We start from the raw sequence: 21,081 nt of genomic DNA, 5'->3' as shown, positions 1-21,081 counted from the left end.
TCGACTGACGTATCGCGACGGGAGCGTCGCGGAGCGGGAGGGGTCAGCAGGTCTTGGCGGCGAACGTCCCCGTGACCGTCGAGCCCGACACCGTCGCCTGCACCTCACCCGAGGCCACCGAGGCCGCACGGGTGCTGAAGGTCACCGTCGAGGTCTTGCCTCCGGCGAGGTCGACGACCTGTGTACCGTATGAGGACGACACTGTGACGCGTGCGGCATCCGTTCCGGCATTGGCGACCTTCGCGGTGACCACGACCTTGCCGGCCACGCAGCGTGTCGACAGGTCGACTCCGATGCCAGGGGTGACGGTGACCGTTGCCGTGACCGGCATCCGAGAGGCATCCTGTGCGACGCCGCGCACCGTGAAAGTGCCGGCGCTCGCGTAGTCGGCGGGGTCGACGCCCTCCCACGCGACATCGACCGTCGCGGTGGTGCCGCTCGCCGTCGTCAGCGTCGCCTTCGGCAGCACGGGAGCGCTGCCCGCGCGAGTCGACACGGCGATCGGAGCGACATCGGTCACCGCGATCTCGGGCGCGAAGCCCTCCAGCACCGTCTGGTACTCGGCGCGCGTCACCGGGATCACGGTGCCGTGCCGTGGCTTTCCGCCGTCGCTGTTCTGCGGCAGGTTCGCGCGCAGGGTCGAGCCGAGCGCCTGCCACGACGATCCGTCGGTGATGTCGTCGGATCCGAACGGGATGTAGTGGTTCGGTCCTCCGTGGTACGACGGCTGATCGATGAACAGGTACCAGGAGAGGCCGTTCACGTCGCCGGGGTTCGCTGCGAAGATGTTCGGTCCCTCGCCGCTGGAGTAGGTGCCGCCTGGTTCACCGTTCGGCAGTCCGGTCGCGATCCGCTCCTTCACGAGGGTCCACTCGTCGGAGCTGCCGCTGGTGCCGGGCAGTGCGCCGCTGATCGTGGCGAGCAGGTCGGTCGACTTCTCCTCGCGGATCGTCATCGACGCCTCGTCCTTCGTGAAGCGGTAGTAGACGCCGTCTTCCTCGGCGACGGTCGAGTCGATCAGCCCGAGGCCCGTTCCCCGCCGCACGTCCGACCAGATCTGCGGCTCGGAGAACGTCACGAAGTCATCCGTCGTCGCGTACATCATGCGGTTGTACGTCACGGCGGTGCGGGTGGAGGCATCCGTCGTCGGGTAGAGGTTCGACGCCCAGAAGACGACGTAGCGCTGGATCTCGTCGTCCCAGTACGCCTCCGGCGCCCAGGTGTTGCCCGCATACGCCGACGACACCTGCACATGGCGCTGCGCGGACCAGTTCACGAGGTCGGTGGACTCCCACACCTCGATGTGCTGCGATCCCGAGATCTGCGAGGTCGTGAAGCCGCCGGCGAGGCCGTCGATCTTCAGGTCGGTCGCGAGCATGTAGAACTTGTCGCCCTCGTGCGAGCGGATGATGAACGGATCACGCAGACCCTGCGTGCCCTGCGTCGAGGTGAAGATCGGCTCGCCGCCGTTCAGCGTGTTCCAGCGCAGCGCGTCGTCGCCCTTCGAGGCGGCGAGGCTCACGCGCTCCGCGCCAGCACCCTCGCCGGTGAAGAACGTCCAGACGTAGGCTTCCTTCTCGGCATCTCCCGCCGGCTGAGGGCGCACGGTCAGCGCGAACGTGCGGGTGGCCGTGGCGTCGCCGACGGATGCCGTGACCGAGAGCGTCGCGGATGCCGACGCCGCGCCGGCGGCCGGGCGGGTGATCGACACGGTCGCGGATCCGTCGCGCACACCCGCGCGGAGAGTAGCGGACGCCGATCCGCTCGTGACGCTCCAGCTCAGGGTCGAGCCGTTCGCACCGGTCGTCGGCACCGAGAACGACGCCCTGAGGTCGTCGGCATCGGCCACCGCGACGGCAGCCAGATCGGCATCCGCCCTGGCCTGATCGGAGAGAGCGGCGGGAACCGTCACCGTGAACGTCCGAGTGGTCAGCGCGCCGCCGACCGTGAACGTCGCGGTGAGGGTGGCCACGGCATCCGCCGACCCGGGGGTGGGGCGCAGCACAGCCGCGGCACCCCCCGTGATCTGAATGGCCGCGTTGTCGGAGGCCCAGGAGATCGCGACGCCGCTGGTCGTGGTCGGCAGCGTGAACGCCTCGGTCGCCGTCGAGGGCACGGTGACCGAGGCCACGGCCCGCTCGAGCGCCTGATCCGAGAAGAGCTGCTGCACCTGCGCGGCGTCGAGTGCGCTCTCGTAGACGGCGAAGTCGTCGACGTCACCCGCCCAGCCGGCGTCGTTGTACGTCGAGCGTCCGAGGTAACCGACCAGGGCCGAGCCGAACGACGACACGTCGCGCGCGATCGCGACCGACGAGATCTGCGCGCCGTTGACGTACGTCGTCAGGGTGCCTGCGGTGCCGTCGATCACGCTCGTGTACAGCGACATCCCGGCGGGTGTGCGTGCCCCCGAGGTCGCGGCGTTCGTCGCGCCGGCACCGACCTCTGTGCCCCACGGTGCTCCGGCGTTCGTGGCGTTCGTCACGACGGCCTTCACGTAGCCGCTCGGGTTGGCCGGGTTGAGCAGCCAGTAGCCGCTGGAGTAGCTCGCGCCCGATGCGACGGGGGCTCCGAGGAACGCGGCCGCCGTGTTGGCGGGACCTGTGCGTCCGCTCAGCCAGGTCGAGACCGTCAGCGTCTTCTTGCCGACGAGACCTGCGGTCGGGATATCCAGGTAGCCGGCGCTCGACGCGCTGCCCCCAGGCAGTGAGAGCTGCCCGTTCTCGACCTTCGCGCCGTTCTGCTTGATCATGGCGTCGTAACCGTTGCCGGTGGTGTCACTGACCGTCGTGCCGGAGGCGGCATCGAACGTGTAGTGGATGAGGGGTGTCGGGCCCTCGGCGGCGACCGAGGCCGTGTGCGTCGACACGGCTCCGATCGCCACCACGGTCGCGGCAGCCGCGGCCACGGCCGTCGCCTTGCGGATGCTTCTGGTGAGCAGACTCGTCATGGTCGCTTCTCCGATCAGTTGCAGGTGCCTGCGGCGAGAGGGGCGGAACCAGTGAAGGTCTGGTCGCCCGGTGCGGTCGCCGTCACCGTGATGGTGCCGGCGGGAACGGTGGCGAGGCGGCTGGCGAACGACGCCGAGGACGAGGCCCCTGCGGCGAGCGACAGCGTCTTGGAGCCGTAGGGCGTCGAGACCGTCACGGATGCGGCGACCGTCGCCGTGTTGTGCACATTGACCACGACCTGGGCCTTGCCGAGCACGCAGCGCAGGCTCGAGGTGGTGGTGATGGTCAGCGTGCTGACGGGGACCTCGGCCGAGGTCGAGGTGGTGACCAGGCCGTCGCGGTACCCGTCGTAGGTCGCGGTGACCGCGGTGACCTCGGAGGGGACGTCGACCGCTGCCGCTCCTTCGGAGAGGGTGACCGTCTCGCTCCAGGTGCCACCCGTGAACGTGACGGTGCCTGCCACGTCGCCTCCGTCGGCCGCGGTGACGGAGGCCGTGGCACGGCGTCCGTCGAGCGCGAGCGCGGTGGTCGAGGTGACGGCCTCGATCGACGTCCAGTCGTGCATCGCGGTGAGCACGGTCTGCGGAACGCTGACGAATGCGCCGTGGCGCGGGCTCGCCGGGAGCCCGCCGGCGGGGCGGACGTTCCAGGTCGAGCGCTGCGAGAGGCGGTCGGACTGGCTGCTCGAGGCGATCTCCGCACCCGTGGTGAGGAACGCGCGGTAGCCGCCCGCCGCGTAGTTGTCGACGAGGAAGACGTAGCCGTCACCCGAGGTGTTGTTCGGGTCGCCCTCGTTGAGCTTGATGATCTCTGGGCCTTCACCCGCCTGGCCGGTCTCGAGAGTGGTCATCCGGGTGTCGGTGAGCTGCCAGGTCTTCGTCGGATCGGCGGTCCAGTTCGACGAGGTCGTCGGCGCGGTCAGCACGGTCGAGCGCTCGAGGAAGATGTCCTTGCCGGCCTCGAGGGTGCCGGCGGCCCCGGACTCCTCGTTCTTGGTGAAGCGGTAGTAGTAGTCGCCGATCTTCGTGACGGTCGAGTCGATGCGCGCGTAGCCCGTGTCCTGCCAGCTGGTGGGCGGGTAGGTGAACGTCTTGAAGTCACGGGTGGTCACGTAGAACATCTGCGCGTACAGGTTGTCGCTGTTCGTGTGGCTCGCGTCTGAGTACTTCCGCGAGGCGAAGAACACCACGTACGACTCCAGGTCGTCGTCCCAGTACGCCTCCGGCGCCCAGGTCATGCCCGCCTCGGGCTGGTTGATCGTGATGCCGGTGTTCTCGCCGTTGGTGCGCGTCCAGGAGACCATGTCGGTCGACTCCCAGACCTCGACCTTGAGGCTGCCCTGCGACTGCGCAGGACCCCAGCCGGTGCCGCAGCTGATGCAGAGATCGGTGGCGATCATGTAGTACTTGTCGCCGTCGTGCGAGCGCAGGATGTACGGGTCGCGCAGACCGGTGGTGTCGGCGGTCGACGTGATCACCGCCTTGCCGTCGTTCACGGGGGAGAAGGTGAAGAAGTCGTTGCCGCTCGTCGCGGCCTGGTAGATCTTCTCGTCGCCGTCCGACTTGAAGTAGGCGCTGGCGTACCCGGCATCCGGCGCCGTGCGGGCGTGCTCGGCGACCGTCACCGTGAACTCGCGCGACAGGGTCGTGCCGTTCAGCGTGGCGCGGGCGGTGAGGGTGACATCGCGGTCGCCCGTGCCGTATGCGGGGCGCTCCACGATGCCGCCACCGCGGTAGGCGTCGGCCGCGCCGACGGAGGGGGCGACGTAGGCCGCATCCGTCGGTGTGATCAGGTCCTCGTCCGAAGACGACCAGGCGATGGTCGAGCCGTCGACCGCCCCTCTCGTCACCAACGGGAGGTTCTCGGTGGTGCGCTCGGACAGGTCGATCGCGTCGAGATCGGCGGAAGCGGAGGCCGCGGCCACGGTCACGGTGAAGGTGATCGGCGACCCGGAGGCGGGGGTGGCGGTGATCGTCACCGTGGTGTCGGTCGTGATCGCGCGCGACACCACACCGGTGTTCGAGATGACCGAGGTGTCGGACGACGACCAGGTGAGGGCCACGCCGTTCGAGGATGACGGGAAAGTGAGGTTGCTGCGCACCGCGTCGAGGGTGGCGTTGGCTCCCTTGACGACGGGCAGCAGATCGCCGCGGAGCAGTGCCTGCGTGGTGGCGGACTTCTCCGACGCGGTCGGCATGCTCGCCGACACCTGGTCTGCGGTCAGCGAGGTGTCCCAGAACCGCACATCGGTGACGTCCGCGGCGAGCAGCGCGTCACCCGTGTAGAGCGAGCGGCCCAGGTAGCCGAGGGTGCCGGTCGCGGGGACGATGGAGCTGAGATTCACGCTGTGCGTGGTCGTCGAGATGACCTGGCCGTCGCGGTACAGCGTGAGGGTGCTGCCACTGCCGACCATGGTGAGTGTCGTGAAGCCGGGGTTGAGTCCGCCGCCGGCCGGCAGGCGGGTCTCGCCGTTGCCCGTGGGGGTCTTGACCCGGATGCCGGAGAGCACCTGGTTGCTGTACCCGCCCTCACTGGAGCGTGGGTTGACGAAGACGTGGTTGCCCAGCGCGGTGGTGTTCCATGCGCCGACGCCGTCGCCGATCACCCAGCCGAACTGGTTGCCCGCGGTCTGCGTGGCCACGGTGTACTCGACCGTGAAGTCGTTGTCGGCGCCGGTGACGAGGCCCTGGGGGAGCGCTGCGTAGCCGTCCTTCTTGAAGCGCAGCACATCGTCGCCGCCGGCGTCGACGAACGAGGCGTCCGTGAAGCCGGTCAGGGTCGCGTTGCGCCCGTTGCCCGAGACGTCGAGCAGCGTGGTGCCCGAGTGCGACATGTCGTAGTGCGCGCTGGGTGTCGGCACGTCGGCGGCGAACGCGGCTGAGGGGGTGAATGCGCACAGCGATGCGGCGAGGGTCCCGACGATGGCTGCGGCCGTCAGCCGCCTGCGCGGGGGTGGGGAGGGGCGGGATGCGCTCACAGCGGGATCTCCTGTCGTCGTTGACTGAATGCGCCGCCGACGCGGTCATCCGGGGGTGCCCTTCGGGCGGGCTCCTCGGAATGTTAGCGGACACAATGCCGGAAATACAGGCGTGATCGGAAAACCGCGGGGTGGAGACTCCGCGTCGCCCGTCGCTACTTGACGCGCAGATGACCGGGATCGTAGGGTATCGATGTTCCCGCTAACAATCTGGGGACGGCTGCACTCCACTGGGGGAGTGCGCCGGGCAAGGGCGCCCACGCAGTTCCTGCCCGATGCCTGAAGCGAACCCGACAGCCACAGGCTGATCATCGATTCGGCGCGGTACCCGCCGGCCGAGGAACTGGAGACCAACATGAGCAAGAAGAGCATGGCAGCGCGCTGCGCTGTCGGAGTCCTCGGCGGCCTGATGCTCGCCGGTGTGGGCGTCGCCGCCTTCGCCGACCCGAGCGAGAACGGATCCGGCGACGTCGATGTCACGGTCGACATCGCCTCCACCGAGACCGGCGCCCTGAGCCTCACGGTCGCGGGAACCGAGACGACCCTCACGGAGACCGGGTCGACCGCGTCGTTCCGTCAGTTCACCGGCGCCCTGCCGAACGTCACCGTGACGGACACCCGCGAGGATGTCGGCGCCGGAGTGTTCTGGTACGTCACCGGGCAGGCGAGCGACTTCGTCGGCGCCGCGGGACAGGCGAGCATCACCCCCGACCACCTCGGCTGGACGCCGAGCGTCCTGACCGCCAACGACGGCGAAGTCGCCGAAGGAGACGCGGTCGGCACCTCGATCGACGGCGGAGTGAACGGCGTCGGCCTGGTCGGCCAGGAGCTGCTCGCCCTCGCCCTCGACTCTGCTGACGCGCAGGCGACATCCGGACAATGGACCGCGAACGCGAACCTCGTGCTGAAGACTCCGGTCACGGTCGCTCCCGGCTCCTACACCTCGACGCTGACTCTGTCGCTGTTCGAAGACTCGTACTGAGTTCCCCCTCGTCCGCCGGAGACATCATGATCACCCGCCCCCGTAGCCGGATCGCAGTGACCGCCGTCGCTCTGCTCGCGGCGCTCGGAAGCCTGGCGCTCCCCTCGAGCGCGCTCGCCGACGACGCGCAGGCTGACGCGGTCTCCTGGTCGGTGTCTCCGGCGGACGATGCCGGCGCGGACGGTCGCGTCGCGATCGAGCACGAGCTCGATCCCGGCGAAAGCGTCGAGGAACACGTGCTCGTGCGCAACCTCGGCGCGAGTGATGTCGTGTTCTCGCTCTCCGCCGCGGACGGCTTTTACACGGAGGCGGGCAGGTTCGACATGCTCGCCTCCGATCAGGAGTCGACGGGCGCCGGCACCTGGATCGCCATCCCCGACGACGTCGAGATCCCCGCGGGCGGCTCGGCGGTGATCCCCTTCACGATCACCGTGCCGGAGAACGCGGAGCCCGGCGATCATGCGGCCGGGGTCGCGGCATCCGTCATCTCGGTCAAGACCGACGATGCGGGGACGACCGGTGTCGGCGTGGAGAGCCGCGTCGGGGTCAAGGTCATCACCCGCGTCGCCGGAGCGATCACTCCGGCCTTCGCGGTCGGCGGGGTGCAGGCCGACTTCCGGGTCGAGGCGAACCCCTTCGAAGCAGGAGAGCTCACAGTCACCTTCGACGTGGAGAACACCGGGAACGCACGGATGGATACCGCCGGCACCCTGAGCATCGCCGGTCAGCAGGTCGCCTTCCCCACCGAAGGTCAGCGCCCGCAGGTGCTGCTCCCCGGTGAGACGCGCTCGTTCACGCTCACGATGACCGGCGTCTGGCCCCTCGTCTTCCTCGCGGGAGATCTGACGGTCGCACCGGTCGCCGCATCGCTCGACGGAGACACGCTCGCCGTGGAGTCCTCGACGACACAGGTCACGGCGTGGGCGATGCCCTGGCCGCAACTGCTCGTCGTCGCCGGGGTCGCGCTGCTCGTGTTCGCGCTGCTCTGGAACCGCATCCGCTCCCGTCGTCGTGTCGAAGACCTGATCTCGCAGGCCGTCGAGCGCGGCCGCGAAGAAGCTCTTGCTGTCTCTGACCACGACCGAGAGAAGGTCGCCGGATGACGTTCCCCCTCGCGCTCATCGACGACACGGATGCCGAAGTCATCGGCGGTGTGCGGATCCACGTCGAGATACTGCCGCTCACCACGCCGCCGCCCGTCGACGGCCTCGCCGGTACCGGTGCGGATCTGCCGACGTTGCTGATCGCCACCGGCGTCGCCTTGCTCGTCATCGGGGCGCTCCTCCTCGTCCGACGGATCAGGAGGCGACCCACGGGCTGAGCCCTCACTCTGGTGCGCCGGTCCGTCGAAAGTCGCCGTGGCCGGCATCCGGCGAACGCGCCCCTCGCGCACTATCGTTGTACCGTTCGCGGTCATCGTGCGAGGGGGGCTTCATGACCACCGATTCCGCATCTGCCGGCGGGCCACGCAAGCCGAGCATCTACGACGTCGCCGATCGCGCAGGTGTCTCGCACATGACGGTGTCGCGCGTGCTCAACGGTCACCCGAACATCCGCGCATCCACCAGGGACAAGGTGATGACGGCGATCGACGAGATGCACTACACGCGCAGTTCGATCGCCCGTGCCCTCGCGACCAACCGGGCCATGCGGATCGGCGTCATCGTCGACAACCCCGGCTTCTACGGACCGAGCAGCGTCCTGCGAGCGATCGAGGTCGCCGCGAGGCAGAATGGCTATGCCGTGAGCAGCTTCTCGGTGGGCGATGCCGACGGTCGCCGGGTCGATGCGGGCGTCGTCGAACTCGTCACCCAGGGTGTGGACGCCCTGTGCGTGATCGCGCCGCGCGCCTCTTCCCTCGATCTGCTGCGCCAGCAGGCGATCGCCTTGCCCACACTGGTCGTCAAGGAGGAGCCGGACGAGCAGATGCACACGGCATCCGTAGACCAGCGCGCCGGGGCGACGGCGGCGGTGCGTCATCTGATCGACCTCGGACATCGCACGATCCTGCACATCGCGGGCCCACCCGACTGGTTCGATGCGAAGGCCCGCACCGAGGCCTGGCAGGCGGCGCTCGAGGAGGAGGGGCTGCCCGTCGTGCCGCCGCTCATCGGCGACTGGTCGTCGGACTCCGGATACGCCTTCGGCCGCGAGCTGGAACTCGGGGAGGCGACCGCGGTCTTCGTCGCCAATGACCAGATGGCGCTCGGGCTCATGCACGGGCTGGCCGAGCGCGGCATCCGTGTGCCGGAGGACGTGAGCGTCGTCGGGTTCGACGACGTGCCGGACGCGCGGCACTACCAGCCCCCGCTCACCACGGTGCGTCAGCACTTCGCGCTGCTGGGTGAGGTCGTCATCGGCGAGCTGCTCGCCGCGATCGAGGGCGAGGAGACCGGGGAGCGCGAGCTGATCCAGCCCGAGCTCCGGGTGCGGGCCTCGACAGCCGCACCTCGGGTCTGAACTCTCGCCGCCGCGTCCACCCGGTCGCGGCCCGTCGCCCCTGGTCGCCTCCGCACGTCGCAACTGGTCGCCTCCGCACGTCGCAACCGGTCGCCTCCGCACGTCGCAACTGGTCGCCTCCGCACGTCGCAACTGGTCGCCTACGCACGTCGCAACTGGTCGCCTACGCACGTCGCAACTGGTCGCCTCCGCACGTCGCAACTGGTCGCTTACGCACGTCGCAACTGGTCGCTTCGACTCTGCAGATGCGGCGCTTCGCGTCCTGTCCTGCGGCGTAGACGTCGCGACTTGTCGCTTCGGGCGGGCGGATGCGGCGACTCGCGACCTGCCCTGCGCCGACTGTTGACGTCGACACACTGCTTCTCTATGCTCATTGTTACCGCTCACTGTTGACGTCAACACACTCTGAGGACAGACGATGAAGTCGAAGAGAACCATTTCCGCGTTCGGGATCGGCGTCATCGCCGCCGGCATGCTGGTCGCGGGCAGCCCCGCGGCCGTCGCGGCCGCCGTCCCCCTGACGATCACGCCCAACCCGGCGTACGCCTCCGAGCCTTTCGAGGGCTGGGGGACCAGCCTGGTCTGGTTCGCCAACGCCACGGGCGGCTATCCGGACGACGTCCGTCAGGACCTGCTCGACAAGGTCTTCGGCGAGGACGGGCTCAACCTCAACATCGCCCGGTACAACATCGGCGGGGGCAACGCCACCGATGTGCCCGGCTACCTGCGTCCCGGCGGGGCGGTCGACGGCTGGTGGAACCCCGATCTGGCCAGCTCGACCTACGCCGACCGTGCCGACTACCGCGCGGCCTGGAATGGCGACGACCCGGCGAGCTACGACTTCGAGGCGGATGCCACGCAGCGCTGGTGGATCGACGCGCTCAAGGACAAGATCACGCACTGGGAGGCGTTCAGCAACTCCCCGCCCTACTTCCTCACCCAGAGCGGCTACGTGTCCGGTGGCATCGGCAACGGGACCAGCGAGCAGCTGGCACCGGCCGACATGGAGGCGTTCGCCGACTACCTCGTCACGGTGGTCGAACGCATCGAGCAGGAGCACGGGATCGACTTCGAGAGCCTCGACCCGTTCAACGAGCCGAACACGAACTACTGGTCCACGACGCTGGGCGGCAACGGCTGGCCCACCTCGGCGAGCCGCCAGGAGGGCGCGCATGTCGGGCCCGTCGCGCAGGACCAGATGATCAAGGTCCTCGCCGCGCGGCTGGCCGAGGCCGGCACCACCACCGACGTTCCGATCTCGGCGATGGATGAGACCAACCCCGGCATCTTTGCGACGAACTGGAACGCCTGGAGCGATGAGGCGAAGTCCGAGGTCGCACAGCTGAACGTGCACACCTACGGCACCTCGGGCCGGCTCGTGGTGCGTGATATCGCGAAGAGTGCGGGCAAGCCGCTCTGGATGAGCGAGGTCGAGGGCGACTGGGACGGAACCGGGTACAACCTCACCAACATCGAGAACGGTCTCGGCATGGCCGGTCGCATCGTCGACGACCTGCGCGAGCTCGAGCCGAACGCCTGGGTCTTCTGGCAGCCGGTCGAGGACACGTACAACATGGAGAAGGTCGAGGACAAGAACTGGGGTTCTGTGTTCGTCGACTTCGACTGCAATGCCGACGGCGACTCCGAGCGACGCATCGCCGACGGCGAGGCCGACCCGAGCTGCCAGGTGCAGACCAATGCGAAGTACAACACCGTGCGCAACTTCACGCACTACATCCAGCCCGGTGACGCGCTGATCCCGACCGACAACACGCAGACCACCGCTGCGGTCGACGCCGACGGCGACGGTCTGACGCTCGTGCACGTGAACTCCGAGCCCACCGAGCGTCGGATCACGGTCGACCTCTCGCGCTTCGGCTCCGTGGATGCCGGTGCCACGGTGACCCCGATCGTGACCACGCAGTCCACGACCGAGGACCCCGAGAGCAACGCGCTGGTGCAGGGCACCGCCGTGGCGGTCGACTCCACGACCCGCACCGCGACGATCACGGTGCCCGCGAAATCGGTCACCACGCTCCTCGTCGCCGGCGTCTCGGGCGTCGCGGAGTCCGCCACGGCGCTGCGCGACGGCCACAGCTACCAGCTCTTCGGCGTGCAGAGCGGCAAGGCGCTGGCTGCGAGCGGTGCGGGTGCGGTCATCCGCACCTCGGCCACCACTGCGGATGCCGCCGCCGCGCAGACCTGGACCGTGCAGAGCCTCGCGGGCGAGGGCACCGACCGTCATCGGTTCGCGCTGCGCGCGGGCGACGGGCGCTACCTCGCCGAGTCCGGTGGCGCGGTCGCCGTCGTCAGCGCGAGTGCCGAGGATGCGGCATCCGACCCGGCTCTGCAGTGGATCTCGTCGACCACCGACGGCACCACGTTCTCACTGCTCAGCGTCTCGAACGAGCGGGTGCTCGACGTCAATGGTCAGAGCAGCGCCGACGGTGCGAGCGTGGGGCTGTGGACGTCGAACGACGGCTCGAACCAGCGGTGGACCCTCGCCGACACCGAGATGCTCTCGGTGAAGGACGTCGCGACGGGCACGGCGACCGGCGTCGCCCCCGCGCTCCCCGCCACCGTCACGCTGGTGTACCGCGGCGGCATCGAGCGTACGGCCGCGGTGTCGTGGGCGACGACCGGGGTCGACTGGGCGACGCCGGGCACCCGCACCGTGGTCGGCTCCGGCACCGACCTGTTCGGTGCGTCCTTCCAGGCGACAGCGACGATCGAGATCGGCAGTGTCGGCTTCACCGAGCCCGTGTCCGTCACGACCTACGCCGGAGCGCCGCTCACGACCGTGCAGGCGTCCGCTCCCGCCACGGTGCCCGCGCTCATCGGCGCGACCGATCAGCGGATCGACACCGCCGTGACCTGGAACTGGGGCGACATCTCGACCGCGTCGTTCGCGAACCCGGGCGTCGTCACGGTTCCCGGAACCGCGCAGGCGCCGGGCGGCGCCGCACTGTCGGCGACGCTGTCGGTGATCGTCACCGAGCCGACCGCGGCGAACGTGGCGCCGGCGAGCACGGCATCCGCCACGTTCACCGAAAGCTCGAGCTACGGCGTCGACCGCACCAAGAACGGGGTGACGACCGACAAGGGCTGGTCGAACTGGAAGTCCGGCACCAAGAACGCGCAGGACACGCTGACCTACGCGCTCGCCGCGAGCTCGACCATGCAGAACGCGAAGCTCTTCTTCTACAAGGACGGCTCGTCGAACACCTGGCCCCAGTCGCTGTCGGTCGAGTACCGCCTGGGAACCGGCGCATGGACGTCGCTCGGTGCCGTCGATGTGCCCGTGCCCGCCGACGGCACGGCACCGATCGTCGAGGTGCCGATGAAGGGCGTGCAGGCGGATGCCGTTCGGGTCGTGATGAACGCCCGCTCCGCGACCCACCTGGTCGTGTCCGAGGTCGAGCTCTCCGCCTCGGCGCCCGGGGTCTCCGTGGTCTCCGCGCTCGCCGCGGTGTCGCTCGACGGCACGCCGCTGTCCGCGTTCTCGCCCGAGACCACCGAGTACGAGGTGCCGTGGGCCGCGGACGAGCGACCGGTCGTGCGTGCCGTCGCCGTCGACCGTGCCGCGTCGGTGCAGGTCTCGCAGCCGGAGGCCGACAGCGAGGCGACGATCGTCGTCACGGCGCCGTCCGGTGCGACGCGCACCTACACGCTCGCCTTCGTGGAGGCCGTGGAGCCGTCGCTCAGCGCGACCGTCGCGAGCACCGTGCGCTGTGTCGCCGGCAAGGCGCAGCTGGTGCTCTCGGTCACCAACACGGGAGACGTCGCCACCGACATCACGCTGACGACGCCGTACGGCACGAAGTCGCTCGTCGGAGTGGAGCCGGGCGCCCGCCCCGCGGCGATCGCGCAGGCCACCAGGCTCGCCTCGTTCCCCGCGGGCAGCGTGCAGGTGGACCTGGCCGCGGATGCCGGTGGCACCCGCGTCACCGAGAGCGTGCAGGTGGCGTACCTGCCGGGTTCCTGCCGCTGAGCGAATGCACCGGAAGACCGGGCTCCGTCGACATGCGCGACGGGGCCCGGCGCGTCGCATCCGCCGATTGCACGCCTGACGCTGTTCTCGGTAACATCTCTGCAGGCGGGACCGACGGAGGTGCTCATGGCCAGCCTCGGCTCCGACAAGCCCGGCATCCGCCACGTGGCAGATCTCGCCGGTGTCTCGCACATGACGGTGTCGCGGGTGCTCAACGGTCATCCGAACATCAAGCCCGACACGCGTCGGCGCGTGCTCGAGGCGATCGAAGAGCTCGACTACCGCCCGAACATGGTGGCCAGGGCTCTCGCCACCCAGCGCACCCACCGCATCGGCGTCATCATCGAGAGCGCCGTGTCGTTCGGGCCCACCAGCATCCTGCGTGCCGTCGAGATGGCCGCGCGCACCTCGGGCTACTCGGTCAGCGCCGTCGCCCTGCATGAGGGCGACACCCTGACGCCGCAGGACGCGGTCGACAACCTCACCACCCAGGGGGTCGACGCGCTGTGCGTGATCGCTCCCCGGTCATCGTCGGTGGCGGCGCTCCGGCGCATCTCGCTGAGTGTTCCCATGCTCGTCGTCAAGGCGGATGCCGACCCCACCTTCCTCACGGTCTCGATCGATCAGCACGCGGGCACCTCGCTCGTGGTGGATCATCTCGTCGCCCTCGGGCATCGCGACATCCTCCATATCGCCGGTCCGCTCGACTGGCTCGACGCCAGGGCCCGCGAACGCGCGTTCCACACCAGGGCCAAGTCCTGGGGCATCCGCGAGCGCCCCATCGTCGTCGGCGACTGGACGGCCGACTTCACCTACGACTTCGCGAAGGGTCTCACCCGGCTGCCCGATTACACGGCAGTGTTCGTGGCGAACGACGACATGGCGATCGGCCTCATCCACGGCCTGCACGACCGCGGATTCGAGGTTCCCAAGGACCTCAGCGTCGTCGGCTTCGACGACGTACCGCTCGCCCGCCACTTCCTGCCGCCACTGACCACGGTCAGGCAGGACTTCGCCGCTCTCGGCGCCGCCGTCGTCGAGATGCTCCGCGCTGCTCTCGAGGAGCGCGAGCTGCCGAAGCTGACGCGGATCCCGACCGAACTCGTCGCCCGCGGTTCCAGCGCCGCTCCACGGCAGGTGCGCTGATGCCGACGCGCGCCCCCGCCCCGATCGTCGAACTCACCGGCATCCGCGTCGAGTTCTCCGATGTCGTCGCGCTCGACGACATCGACTTCCGGCTGTTCCCCGGCGAGGTGCATGCGCTGATGGGCGAGAACGGTGCCGGCAAGTCGACGCTGATCGGCGTGCTCACCGGAACGCGCACCCCGGTCGCCGGCACCGTCGTCGTCGCAGGGGAGGAGCGTCGGTTCTCCGGCGTCGCCGATGCGCGGGCTGCGGGCATCGCGACGGTGTTCCAGGAGACCCAGCTCGGCCCGACTCTGAGCGTGGCGGAGAACGTCATGCTCGGCCGGGAACGCCGCGGACGCTTCGGCATCGACTGGAAGCGCACGAGAGCGGATGCCGCGGACGCACTGTCCCGGCTCGGCCTGGACGACATGGATCCGCGGACGCCGATGACGATGCTGTCGCCCGCCCAGAAGCAGCTGGTCGCGCTCGCCCGCTCGATGGTCGACGACCCCCGCATCCTCGTCCTCGACGAGCCGACGTCGAGCCTGGACCGCCCCGAGGTCGACCTGCTGATGCGGGTGATCAGGGGGCTCCGCGACCGCGGGGTCGCGATCCTGTTCGTCTCGCACTTCCTCGAGCAGGCCTTCGCGATCAGCGACCGGATGACGGTGCTGCGCGGCGGGCGTCGGATCGCGGAGACCCCCACCCGCGAGCTCGAGCGGGCGGATCTCATCTCGCAGATGCTCGGCAAGGACCTCGAGGCGCTGCGCGCGCTCGGCTCGGAACGCAAGGCGCATCACTACGCGGCCGATGGTGAACCTGCCCTGCGGGCGACGGGCGTCGGCCGCCGCGGGGAACTGGATCCCACCGACATCGACGTGTACCGGGGAGAGATCGTCGGGCTCGCGGGGCTCCGCGGCTCCGGGCGCACCGAACTCGCCTCGCTGCTGGGCGGATCGCTCCGTGCGGACAGCGGCCAGCTCAAGGTGGACGGCGAACGTGTGCAGCTGCGGAGCCCCTCGGCTGCGCTCAAGAGCCGGATCGCGATGTCGGTCGAGAACAGGAGAGCGGACGGCATCATCGCGGACCTCACCGCGCGTGAGAACATCGTGCTCTCGCTGCAGGCGCTGCGGGGATGGACGAGACCGCTGTCGCCGTCGGAGATCGCGGCGCTCGCCGACACCTACGTCGAGACCCTGCACCTGGACCCCGCGGATCTCGGGAGACCGGCGGGCCACCTCTCCGGGGGCACGCAGCAGAAGCTGTTGCTGGCACGTGCGCTGGCGACCAGACCGCACGTGCTGATCCTCGACGAACCCACCCGTGGCATCGACATCGCCGCCAAGCTCGACATCCAGCGACGGGTCAGCCAGCTCGCCGGCGACGGCGTCGGAGTGGTCTTCATCTCTTCGGAACTCGAAGAGGTCGTGCGCCTCAGCGACCGGATCGTCGTGATCAAGGACCGCGACAAGATCGGCGAGCTCAGCAACGGTCCTGCGGTGACGGTAGACAGCGTCGTCGAGCTGATCGCCGCGGAACTGGATCCGCTGGACGACTGATGTGTGTCCGGTAACAACGAATTCATCACGAAGCGGCCCCGAATCTTCGGAAGTGCTTGTGTTCCGAAAATTGTTCCCGGTAACATGATCCACGCGACGCCCCTCCAGGCGTCCTGTCATCACATCCGGACCGGCACGGTCCACCCCCGGGAAACGACCCGGAATCTCGAGGAGGAGATCAAATGTCTGCAATGAAGCGCACTCGTACAGTTCTGGGGCTCGTCGCCGTCGGAACGCTCGCGCTCGGTCTGGCCGCATGCTCGACCGGAGGAACCGACGACGCCGCCGCCCCCGGCGACTCGGGCGAGCTCACCACGGTCGGCTTCGTCGCCGTCGGCCCCGAAGGGGCATGGCGTCAGGCGAACGAGAGCAACATCCAGGACACGTTCACGGAGGAGGCCGGCTTCAACCTGAAGTACGCCCCCGCCACGAACCTCGACCAGAAGTCGCAGATCGACGCGTTCACGTCGTTCGTCGACGAGGACGTCGACGTGATCCTCCTGTCGGCGACCGAGGCCAGCGGCTGGGAAGACTCCCTCAAGCTCGCCCAGGAGGCCGAGATCCCGGTGATCCTGCTCGACCGCGGCATCGAGCCCGACGACACGAGCCTGTACGTCACCCGCATCGCGCCCGACAACGTCGAGGTCGCCAAGGAGGTCGGAACCTGGGCAGCGGCCGAGTTCCCCGACGGCGGCAACTACGTCGTCCTCGAGGGTCCTGCCGGTGTCGGCGTCGTGAACGAGCGCAACCAGGGCTTCGACGAGGGCCTCGGCGGCTCCACGCTGAACAAGGTCGACGCGCAGACCGCCAACTGGTCGGCAGAAGAGGGCAAGAGCGTCTTCGAGACCATGCTCAAGGCCAACAACAACGACATCCAGTTCGTCTTCGCCCAGAACGACGAGATGGGTCTCGGCGCAGCCCAGGCTGCAGAGGAAGCCGGTCTGGTCATCGGCACCGACGTGAAGATCGCCACGATCGACGGCACCAAGAACGCGATGCAGGCGCTCGCCGACGGTCAGCTCAGCTACGTGCACGAGTACAACCCGCTGTTCGGTGAGACCGCACTCGATGTCGTCAAGAAGGCTCTTGCCGGCGACTCGGTCGAGTCCTACATCATCGTTCCGAGCGAGGCGTTCGACTCGGCAGAAGCGGCCAAGGCCGTTCTGGCGGACCGCAAGTACTGAGCACCACCCCGTGATCTCGAGGGCGGCGCCCACCGCGCCGCCCTCGAGACCGGACAGACGGAGAGACAACGATGAACGAAGAACTGCCCATCGTCGAGATGCGCGGGATCACCATCGAATTCCCCGGAGTGAAGGCGCTCGACGGAGTCGACTTCCGCCTCTTCCAGGGTGAGGTGCACGCCCTCATGGGTGAGAACGGCGCCGGCAAGTCGACGCTGATCAAAGCCCTCACCGGTGTCTACCGGATCGACGCCGGATCGATCGTCGTCGCCGGTCAGGAGCGCAGCTTCGGCGGCACGGGCGACGCGCAGGCCGCCGGGATCTCGACCGTCTACCAGGAGGTGAACCTCGCCCCCAACCTCACCATCGGTGAGAACGTCATGCTCGGGCACGAAGTGCGCGGACTCTTCGGAGTCAACTGGCGGGCCACGCATCGCGCCGCCACCGAGGCGCTCGCCCGTCTCGGGCTGGACCACCTCGACACCCGTCAGCCTCTCTCGACCCTCTCGATCGCGATGCAGCAACTCGTCGCGATCAGCCGGGCCATGGCGATCAAGGCCAAGGTCCTCATCCTCGACGAGCCGACCTCCAGCCTCGACGCCGCAGAGGTCGAAGGACTCTTCACCGTGATGCGCACCCTGCGCGACCAGGGCGTCGCGATCCTCTTCGTCTCGCACTTCCTCGACCAGATCTACGCGATCAGCGACCGGCTCACGGTCCTACGCAACGGACAGTACGAGGGCGAGTACCTCACCCGCGACCTCGACAGGCATGCCCTCATCTCCCGGATGATCGGCAAGGACCTCGACACCCTGAAGTCCCTCGGCGGCAACCGTCGCACCACCCCGCGCGACGCCGACGAAGCGGCCTTCCTCTCGGCCTCCGGCATCTCCCGCTCCGGTGCCGTGCACGCCACCGACCTCGACATCCGTCCGGGGGAGGTCGTCGGCTTCGCCGGGCTCCTCGGCTCCGGACGTACGGAGCTCGCGCGTCTGCTCTACGGCGCAGATCGCAGCGAGTCCGGCCAGATCACCGTCAAGGGGCGCAAGGTCGACCTCTCCTCGCCGTCTGCCGCACTCTCGCACCGCATCGCCTTCTCGACCGAGAACCGGCGGGACGAGGGCATCATCGGCGATCTCACGATCCGCGAGAACATCATCCTCGCCGTCCAGGCCAAGCGCGGGTGGGCGCGGCCCATGCCGCGCAAGGAGCAGGACGCGATCGTCGACAAGTACATCGCCGCACTCAACGTGCGCCCGGCCGATCCGGAGCGCATGATCAAGAACCTCTCTGGCGGCAACCAGCAGAAGGTGCTCCTCGGACGCTGGCTCGCCACCGAGCCGGAACTGCTCATCCTGGATGAGCCCACCCGCGGCATCGACGTCGGTGCCAAGGCCGAGATCCAGGAGGCCGTCGCGGAGCTCGCCGACCAGGGCGTCGCCGTCGTCTTCGTCTCATCCGAGCTCGAAGAGGTCGTGCGCCTGTCCGAGCGGATCGTCGTGCTCAAGGACCACAGCAAGATCGGTGAGATCCAGAACGGTCCCGAAGTCACCGCGCAGGAGATCGTCGACGTGATCGCCGCCCACGGTGTGGAGGCCGCGGCGACGACTCTCGAGCAGGAGCTCGACGCGATCGAGGTCGTCCACGTCGCACCCGCCGCCGCTTCCGATGTGCAGCCCGAGACCCTCGAGGGGGAGACCCGATGAGCGCATCCGCTCGTGCGTCCGTATGGCGCGACCTGATCCGCAAGCCGTTCTTCTGGGGGATCGTCGCGATCGTCGCACTGCTCGCCCTGAACGTGCTCAAGGATCCGACCTACCTCGCGATCACGATCAACCCGAACAACGGAAACCTCGTCGGCAACCTGATCGACATCCTCCGCCAGGCCGCGCCCATCATGATGATCGCGGTCGGCATGTCGCTCGTGATCGCGACCGGTGGCATCGACCTCTCGGTCGGCTCGCTGATGGCGGTCGCCGGAGCGGTGTCGATGGAGTTCCTCGCGGCAGCCAACGATTCCGGCTCTGTCGGCGTCGCCCTCTCGGCTGTGGGTCTGGCGCTGCTCGTCACCGCCATCCTCGGCGCGGTGAACGGCATCCTCGTCGCGTACGTCGGGCTGCAACCCTTCATTGCGACGCTCGTGCTCATGCTCGCCGGGCGAGGCATCGCCAAGGTCATCACCGGTGGCCAGAACACGGCGGCGTCGAGCGATCCCTTCCGCTGGATCGCGAACGGTTTCGTCATCGGCATCCCTGTGGTCTTCATCCTCGCCGTGGTGATCGTCCTGGTCGTCGCGTGGGTGGTGCGCCGCAGCGCCCTCGGTCTCATGATCGAGGCCATCGGCATCAACCCCAAGGCGAGCCGGATGGCCGGGATCAAGCCGAAGGGCCTCCTGCTCACGACCTACGTGCTCAGCGGCATCCTCGCGGGCATCGCCGGGGTGATGTCGGTCGGCAGCGTCATGACGGTCGACATCTCACGCACCGGCTACCAGCTCGAGCTCGACGCGATCCTCGCCGTCGTCATCGGCGGCGCCTCGCTCGCGGGTGGCAAGTTCTCGCTCAGCGGCGCCTTCGTCGGCGCCCTCCTGATCGCGACCCTCGACAAGACCGTGCTGTTCCTCGGCGTCTCGTCGTCGGCCACCCCGGCATTCAAGGCGATCGTGATCGTCGCCATCTGCCTGCTGCAGTCCGAGCGGGTGCGCAGCTGGTTCCAACGTCGCAAGAAGGCGCAGACGCCTTCGCCGCGAGTCGAGATCGTGAAGGAGGCTGCAGCATGAGCGTCATCGCAGCAGCACCAGTCCAGAGTTCCGGCCCGAGCTTCATGGATCGGGCGCGTCGCCAGCTCACGGCGAATCCCTCGGTCGTGCCGACCATCGCCTCGGTGATCATCTTCGTCGGCATGATCGTCTACGGCGAGATCGCCTACGGGAAGATCGTGCAGGCGAGCACGCTGTCGAACCTGCTGATCAACAACGCGCACCTCATCGTGCTCGCGGTCGCGCTGACCTTCGTCATCCTCACCGGCGGCATCGACCTGTCGGTCGGCTCGGTCATCGCGGTCTCATCCGTCGCGGGGGTCATGCTCTCGAACGCCGGGTGGAATCCGCTCCTCGTCATCGTGCTCATGGTCGTCATCGGCGGGCTCTTCGGGCTCGTCTCGGGCATCTTGATCCGGTACTTCAACGTGCAACCGTTCATCGCGACCCTCGCCATGATGTTCCTCGGACGCGGTCTCGCGTCGCTGCTGAGCACCAAGCCCGAGCAGCTGCCCGCGGATTCGCCGATCCGTCTGATCGCCGAGAAGATCAAGATCATCGACGGACCGAAGGTGAACGACCTCGTCATCACCCCGGCCGTGATCATCGCGATCGTCGTCGTGCTTGTCGCCTTCTTCGTGCTGCACCGCACCCGCACAGGGCGCACCGTCTACGCGATCGGCGGATCCGAGAACTCCGCCCTGCTGATGGGTCTCCCCGTGCCGCGCACCAAGGTCCTCGTCTACGTCATCAGCGGCTCGCTCGCCGGTCTCGCAGCCGTGCTCTACACGGCCCGCCTCGGCACGGCCCAGAACATCACCGGCATCGGGTGGGAGCTCGACGCGATCGCCGCCGCGGTCATCGGAGGAACGGTCCTCACCGGTGCCTACGGCTACGTGCTCGGCTCGGTCGTCGGAGCGCTCGTGCTCGGGCTCATGACCGTGCTCATCACGCGCGACGGCGGCATCCCTCCCGAGATGACCACCATCATCACGGGCGGCATCCTGCTGGTGTTCGTGCTGCTGCAGCGGGTGGTGACGCGCAAGAAGGAGTAGCGAGCGCTCGATTCATCTCCGGTCGCAGAAAGGCACCCG

At 68.6% G+C, this 21,081-nt stretch carries 13 protein-coding genes; 11 read left to right on the top strand and 2 right to left on the bottom strand.

The window, feature by feature from the left end; genetic code table 11:
* Positions 1-43: 43 nt before the first annotated feature.
* Together DXT68_RS14905 and DXT68_RS14900 are read right to left on the bottom strand one after the other, a co-directional pair.
* Positions 44-2,947, bottom strand: coding sequence for an immunoglobulin-like domain-containing protein (locus DXT68_RS14905; RefSeq protein WP_052677668.1), 2,904 nt, complete (start codon positions 2,945-2,947; stop codon positions 44-46).
* Between the two features lie 14 nt (positions 2,948-2,961).
* Entirely contained in the window at positions 2,962-5,925 is a 2,964-nt protein-coding gene (locus DXT68_RS14900) for an immunoglobulin-like domain-containing protein (protein WP_156149270.1), read from the bottom strand.
* 355 nt (positions 5,926-6,280) lie between these two features.
* Here DXT68_RS14900 and DXT68_RS14895 point away from each other — a divergent pair, with 355 nt between their 5' ends.
* The 11 genes from DXT68_RS14895 (at position 6,281) to DXT68_RS14845 (ending at position 21,042) form a co-directional block, all read left to right on the top strand.
* Positions 6,281-6,907 carry a hypothetical protein gene (locus DXT68_RS14895; protein ID WP_052677669.1) on the top strand — a complete coding sequence of 209 codons (627 nt, stop codon included), beginning with the start codon at positions 6,281-6,283 and terminating at the stop codon, positions 6,905-6,907.
* A gap of 56 nt (positions 6,908-6,963) precedes the next feature.
* Positions 6,964-8,010: a COG1470 family protein gene (locus DXT68_RS14890; protein WP_115760510.1), complete on the top strand. Its 1,047-nt coding sequence runs from the start codon at positions 6,964-6,966 to the stop codon at positions 8,008-8,010.
* The gene (locus DXT68_RS14885) at positions 8,007-8,228 is read left to right on the top strand and encodes an LAVTG motif-containing sortase-dependent surface protein (RefSeq protein WP_045253590.1); all 222 of its coding nucleotides are present in this window, start codon (positions 8,007-8,009) and stop codon (positions 8,226-8,228) included. The genes DXT68_RS14890 and DXT68_RS14885 overlap by 4 nt, the downstream gene beginning before the upstream one ends.
* 113 nt (positions 8,229-8,341) lie before the next feature.
* Positions 8,342-9,367, top strand: coding sequence for a LacI family DNA-binding transcriptional regulator (locus DXT68_RS14880; protein WP_045253591.1), 1,026 nt, complete (start codon positions 8,342-8,344; stop codon positions 9,365-9,367).
* Between the two features lie 418 nt (positions 9,368-9,785).
* A complete protein-coding gene (locus DXT68_RS14875) occupies positions 9,786-13,358 on the top strand; it encodes a glycoside hydrolase (RefSeq protein ID WP_082068875.1) in 3,573 nt (1,190 codons plus the stop codon).
* A gap of 126 nt (positions 13,359-13,484) precedes the next feature.
* Positions 13,485-14,504, top strand: coding sequence for a LacI family DNA-binding transcriptional regulator (locus DXT68_RS14870; protein WP_045253592.1), 1,020 nt, complete (start codon positions 13,485-13,487; stop codon positions 14,502-14,504).
* Positions 14,504-16,045, top strand: a complete 1,542-nt coding sequence (locus DXT68_RS14865) for a sugar ABC transporter ATP-binding protein (RefSeq protein WP_045253593.1) — start codon at positions 14,504-14,506, stop codon at positions 16,043-16,045. Before DXT68_RS14870 ends, DXT68_RS14865 begins: the two co-directional genes overlap by 1 nt.
* A gap of 182 nt (positions 16,046-16,227) precedes the next feature.
* Positions 16,228-17,229, top strand: coding sequence for a substrate-binding domain-containing protein (locus tag DXT68_RS14860; RefSeq protein ID WP_045253594.1), 1,002 nt, complete (start codon positions 16,228-16,230; stop codon positions 17,227-17,229).
* 71 nt (positions 17,230-17,300) lie between these two features.
* On the top strand, positions 17,301-18,935 hold the full coding sequence (locus tag DXT68_RS14855; RefSeq protein WP_082068876.1) for a sugar ABC transporter ATP-binding protein: 1,635 nt from the start codon (positions 17,301-17,303) through the stop codon (positions 18,933-18,935).
* Positions 18,932-20,008, top strand: coding sequence for an ABC transporter permease (locus DXT68_RS14850; RefSeq protein WP_045253595.1), 1,077 nt, complete (start codon positions 18,932-18,934; stop codon positions 20,006-20,008). Before DXT68_RS14855 ends, DXT68_RS14850 begins: the two co-directional genes overlap by 4 nt.
* The gene (locus tag DXT68_RS14845; RefSeq protein WP_052677670.1) at positions 20,005-21,042 is read left to right on the top strand and encodes an ABC transporter permease; all 1,038 of its coding nucleotides are present in this window, start codon (positions 20,005-20,007) and stop codon (positions 21,040-21,042) included. Before DXT68_RS14850 ends, DXT68_RS14845 begins: the two co-directional genes overlap by 4 nt.
* The last annotated feature ends 39 nt before the right edge of the window (positions 21,043-21,081 follow it).

Origin of the sequence: Microbacterium foliorum (genome assembly GCF_003367705.1) — a bacterium.
In the GTDB taxonomy this organism is placed as follows: domain Bacteria; phylum Actinomycetota; class Actinomycetes; order Actinomycetales; family Microbacteriaceae; genus Microbacterium; species Microbacterium foliorum.
This window is presented reverse-complemented; position numbering and strand designations above follow the sequence as displayed.

Excerpts from the sequence above, each read along its gene's own strand:
- DXT68_RS14905 (WP_052677668.1), bottom strand. The coding sequence starts at position 2,947 with ATGACGAGTCTGCTCACCAGAAGCATCCGCAAGGCGACGGCCGTGGCC.
- DXT68_RS14895 (WP_052677669.1), top strand. The coding sequence starts at position 6,281 with ATGAGCAAGAAGAGCATGGCAGCGCGCTGCGCTGTCGGAGTCCTCGGC.
- DXT68_RS14885 (WP_045253590.1), top strand. The coding sequence starts at position 8,007 with ATGACGTTCCCCCTCGCGCTCATCGACGACACGGATGCCGAAGTCATC.
- DXT68_RS14880 (WP_045253591.1), top strand. The coding sequence starts at position 8,342 with ATGACCACCGATTCCGCATCTGCCGGCGGGCCACGCAAGCCGAGCATC.
- DXT68_RS14875 (WP_082068875.1), top strand. The coding sequence starts at position 9,786 with ATGAAGTCGAAGAGAACCATTTCCGCGTTCGGGATCGGCGTCATCGCC.
- DXT68_RS14870 (WP_045253592.1), top strand. The coding sequence starts at position 13,485 with ATGGCCAGCCTCGGCTCCGACAAGCCCGGCATCCGCCACGTGGCAGAT.
- DXT68_RS14865 (WP_045253593.1), top strand. The coding sequence starts at position 14,504 with ATGCCGACGCGCGCCCCCGCCCCGATCGTCGAACTCACCGGCATCCGC.
- DXT68_RS14860 (WP_045253594.1), top strand. The coding sequence starts at position 16,228 with ATGTCTGCAATGAAGCGCACTCGTACAGTTCTGGGGCTCGTCGCCGTC.
- DXT68_RS14855 (WP_082068876.1), top strand. The coding sequence starts at position 17,301 with ATGAACGAAGAACTGCCCATCGTCGAGATGCGCGGGATCACCATCGAA.
- DXT68_RS14850 (WP_045253595.1), top strand. The coding sequence starts at position 18,932 with ATGAGCGCATCCGCTCGTGCGTCCGTATGGCGCGACCTGATCCGCAAG.
- DXT68_RS14845 (WP_052677670.1), top strand. The coding sequence starts at position 20,005 with ATGAGCGTCATCGCAGCAGCACCAGTCCAGAGTTCCGGCCCGAGCTTC.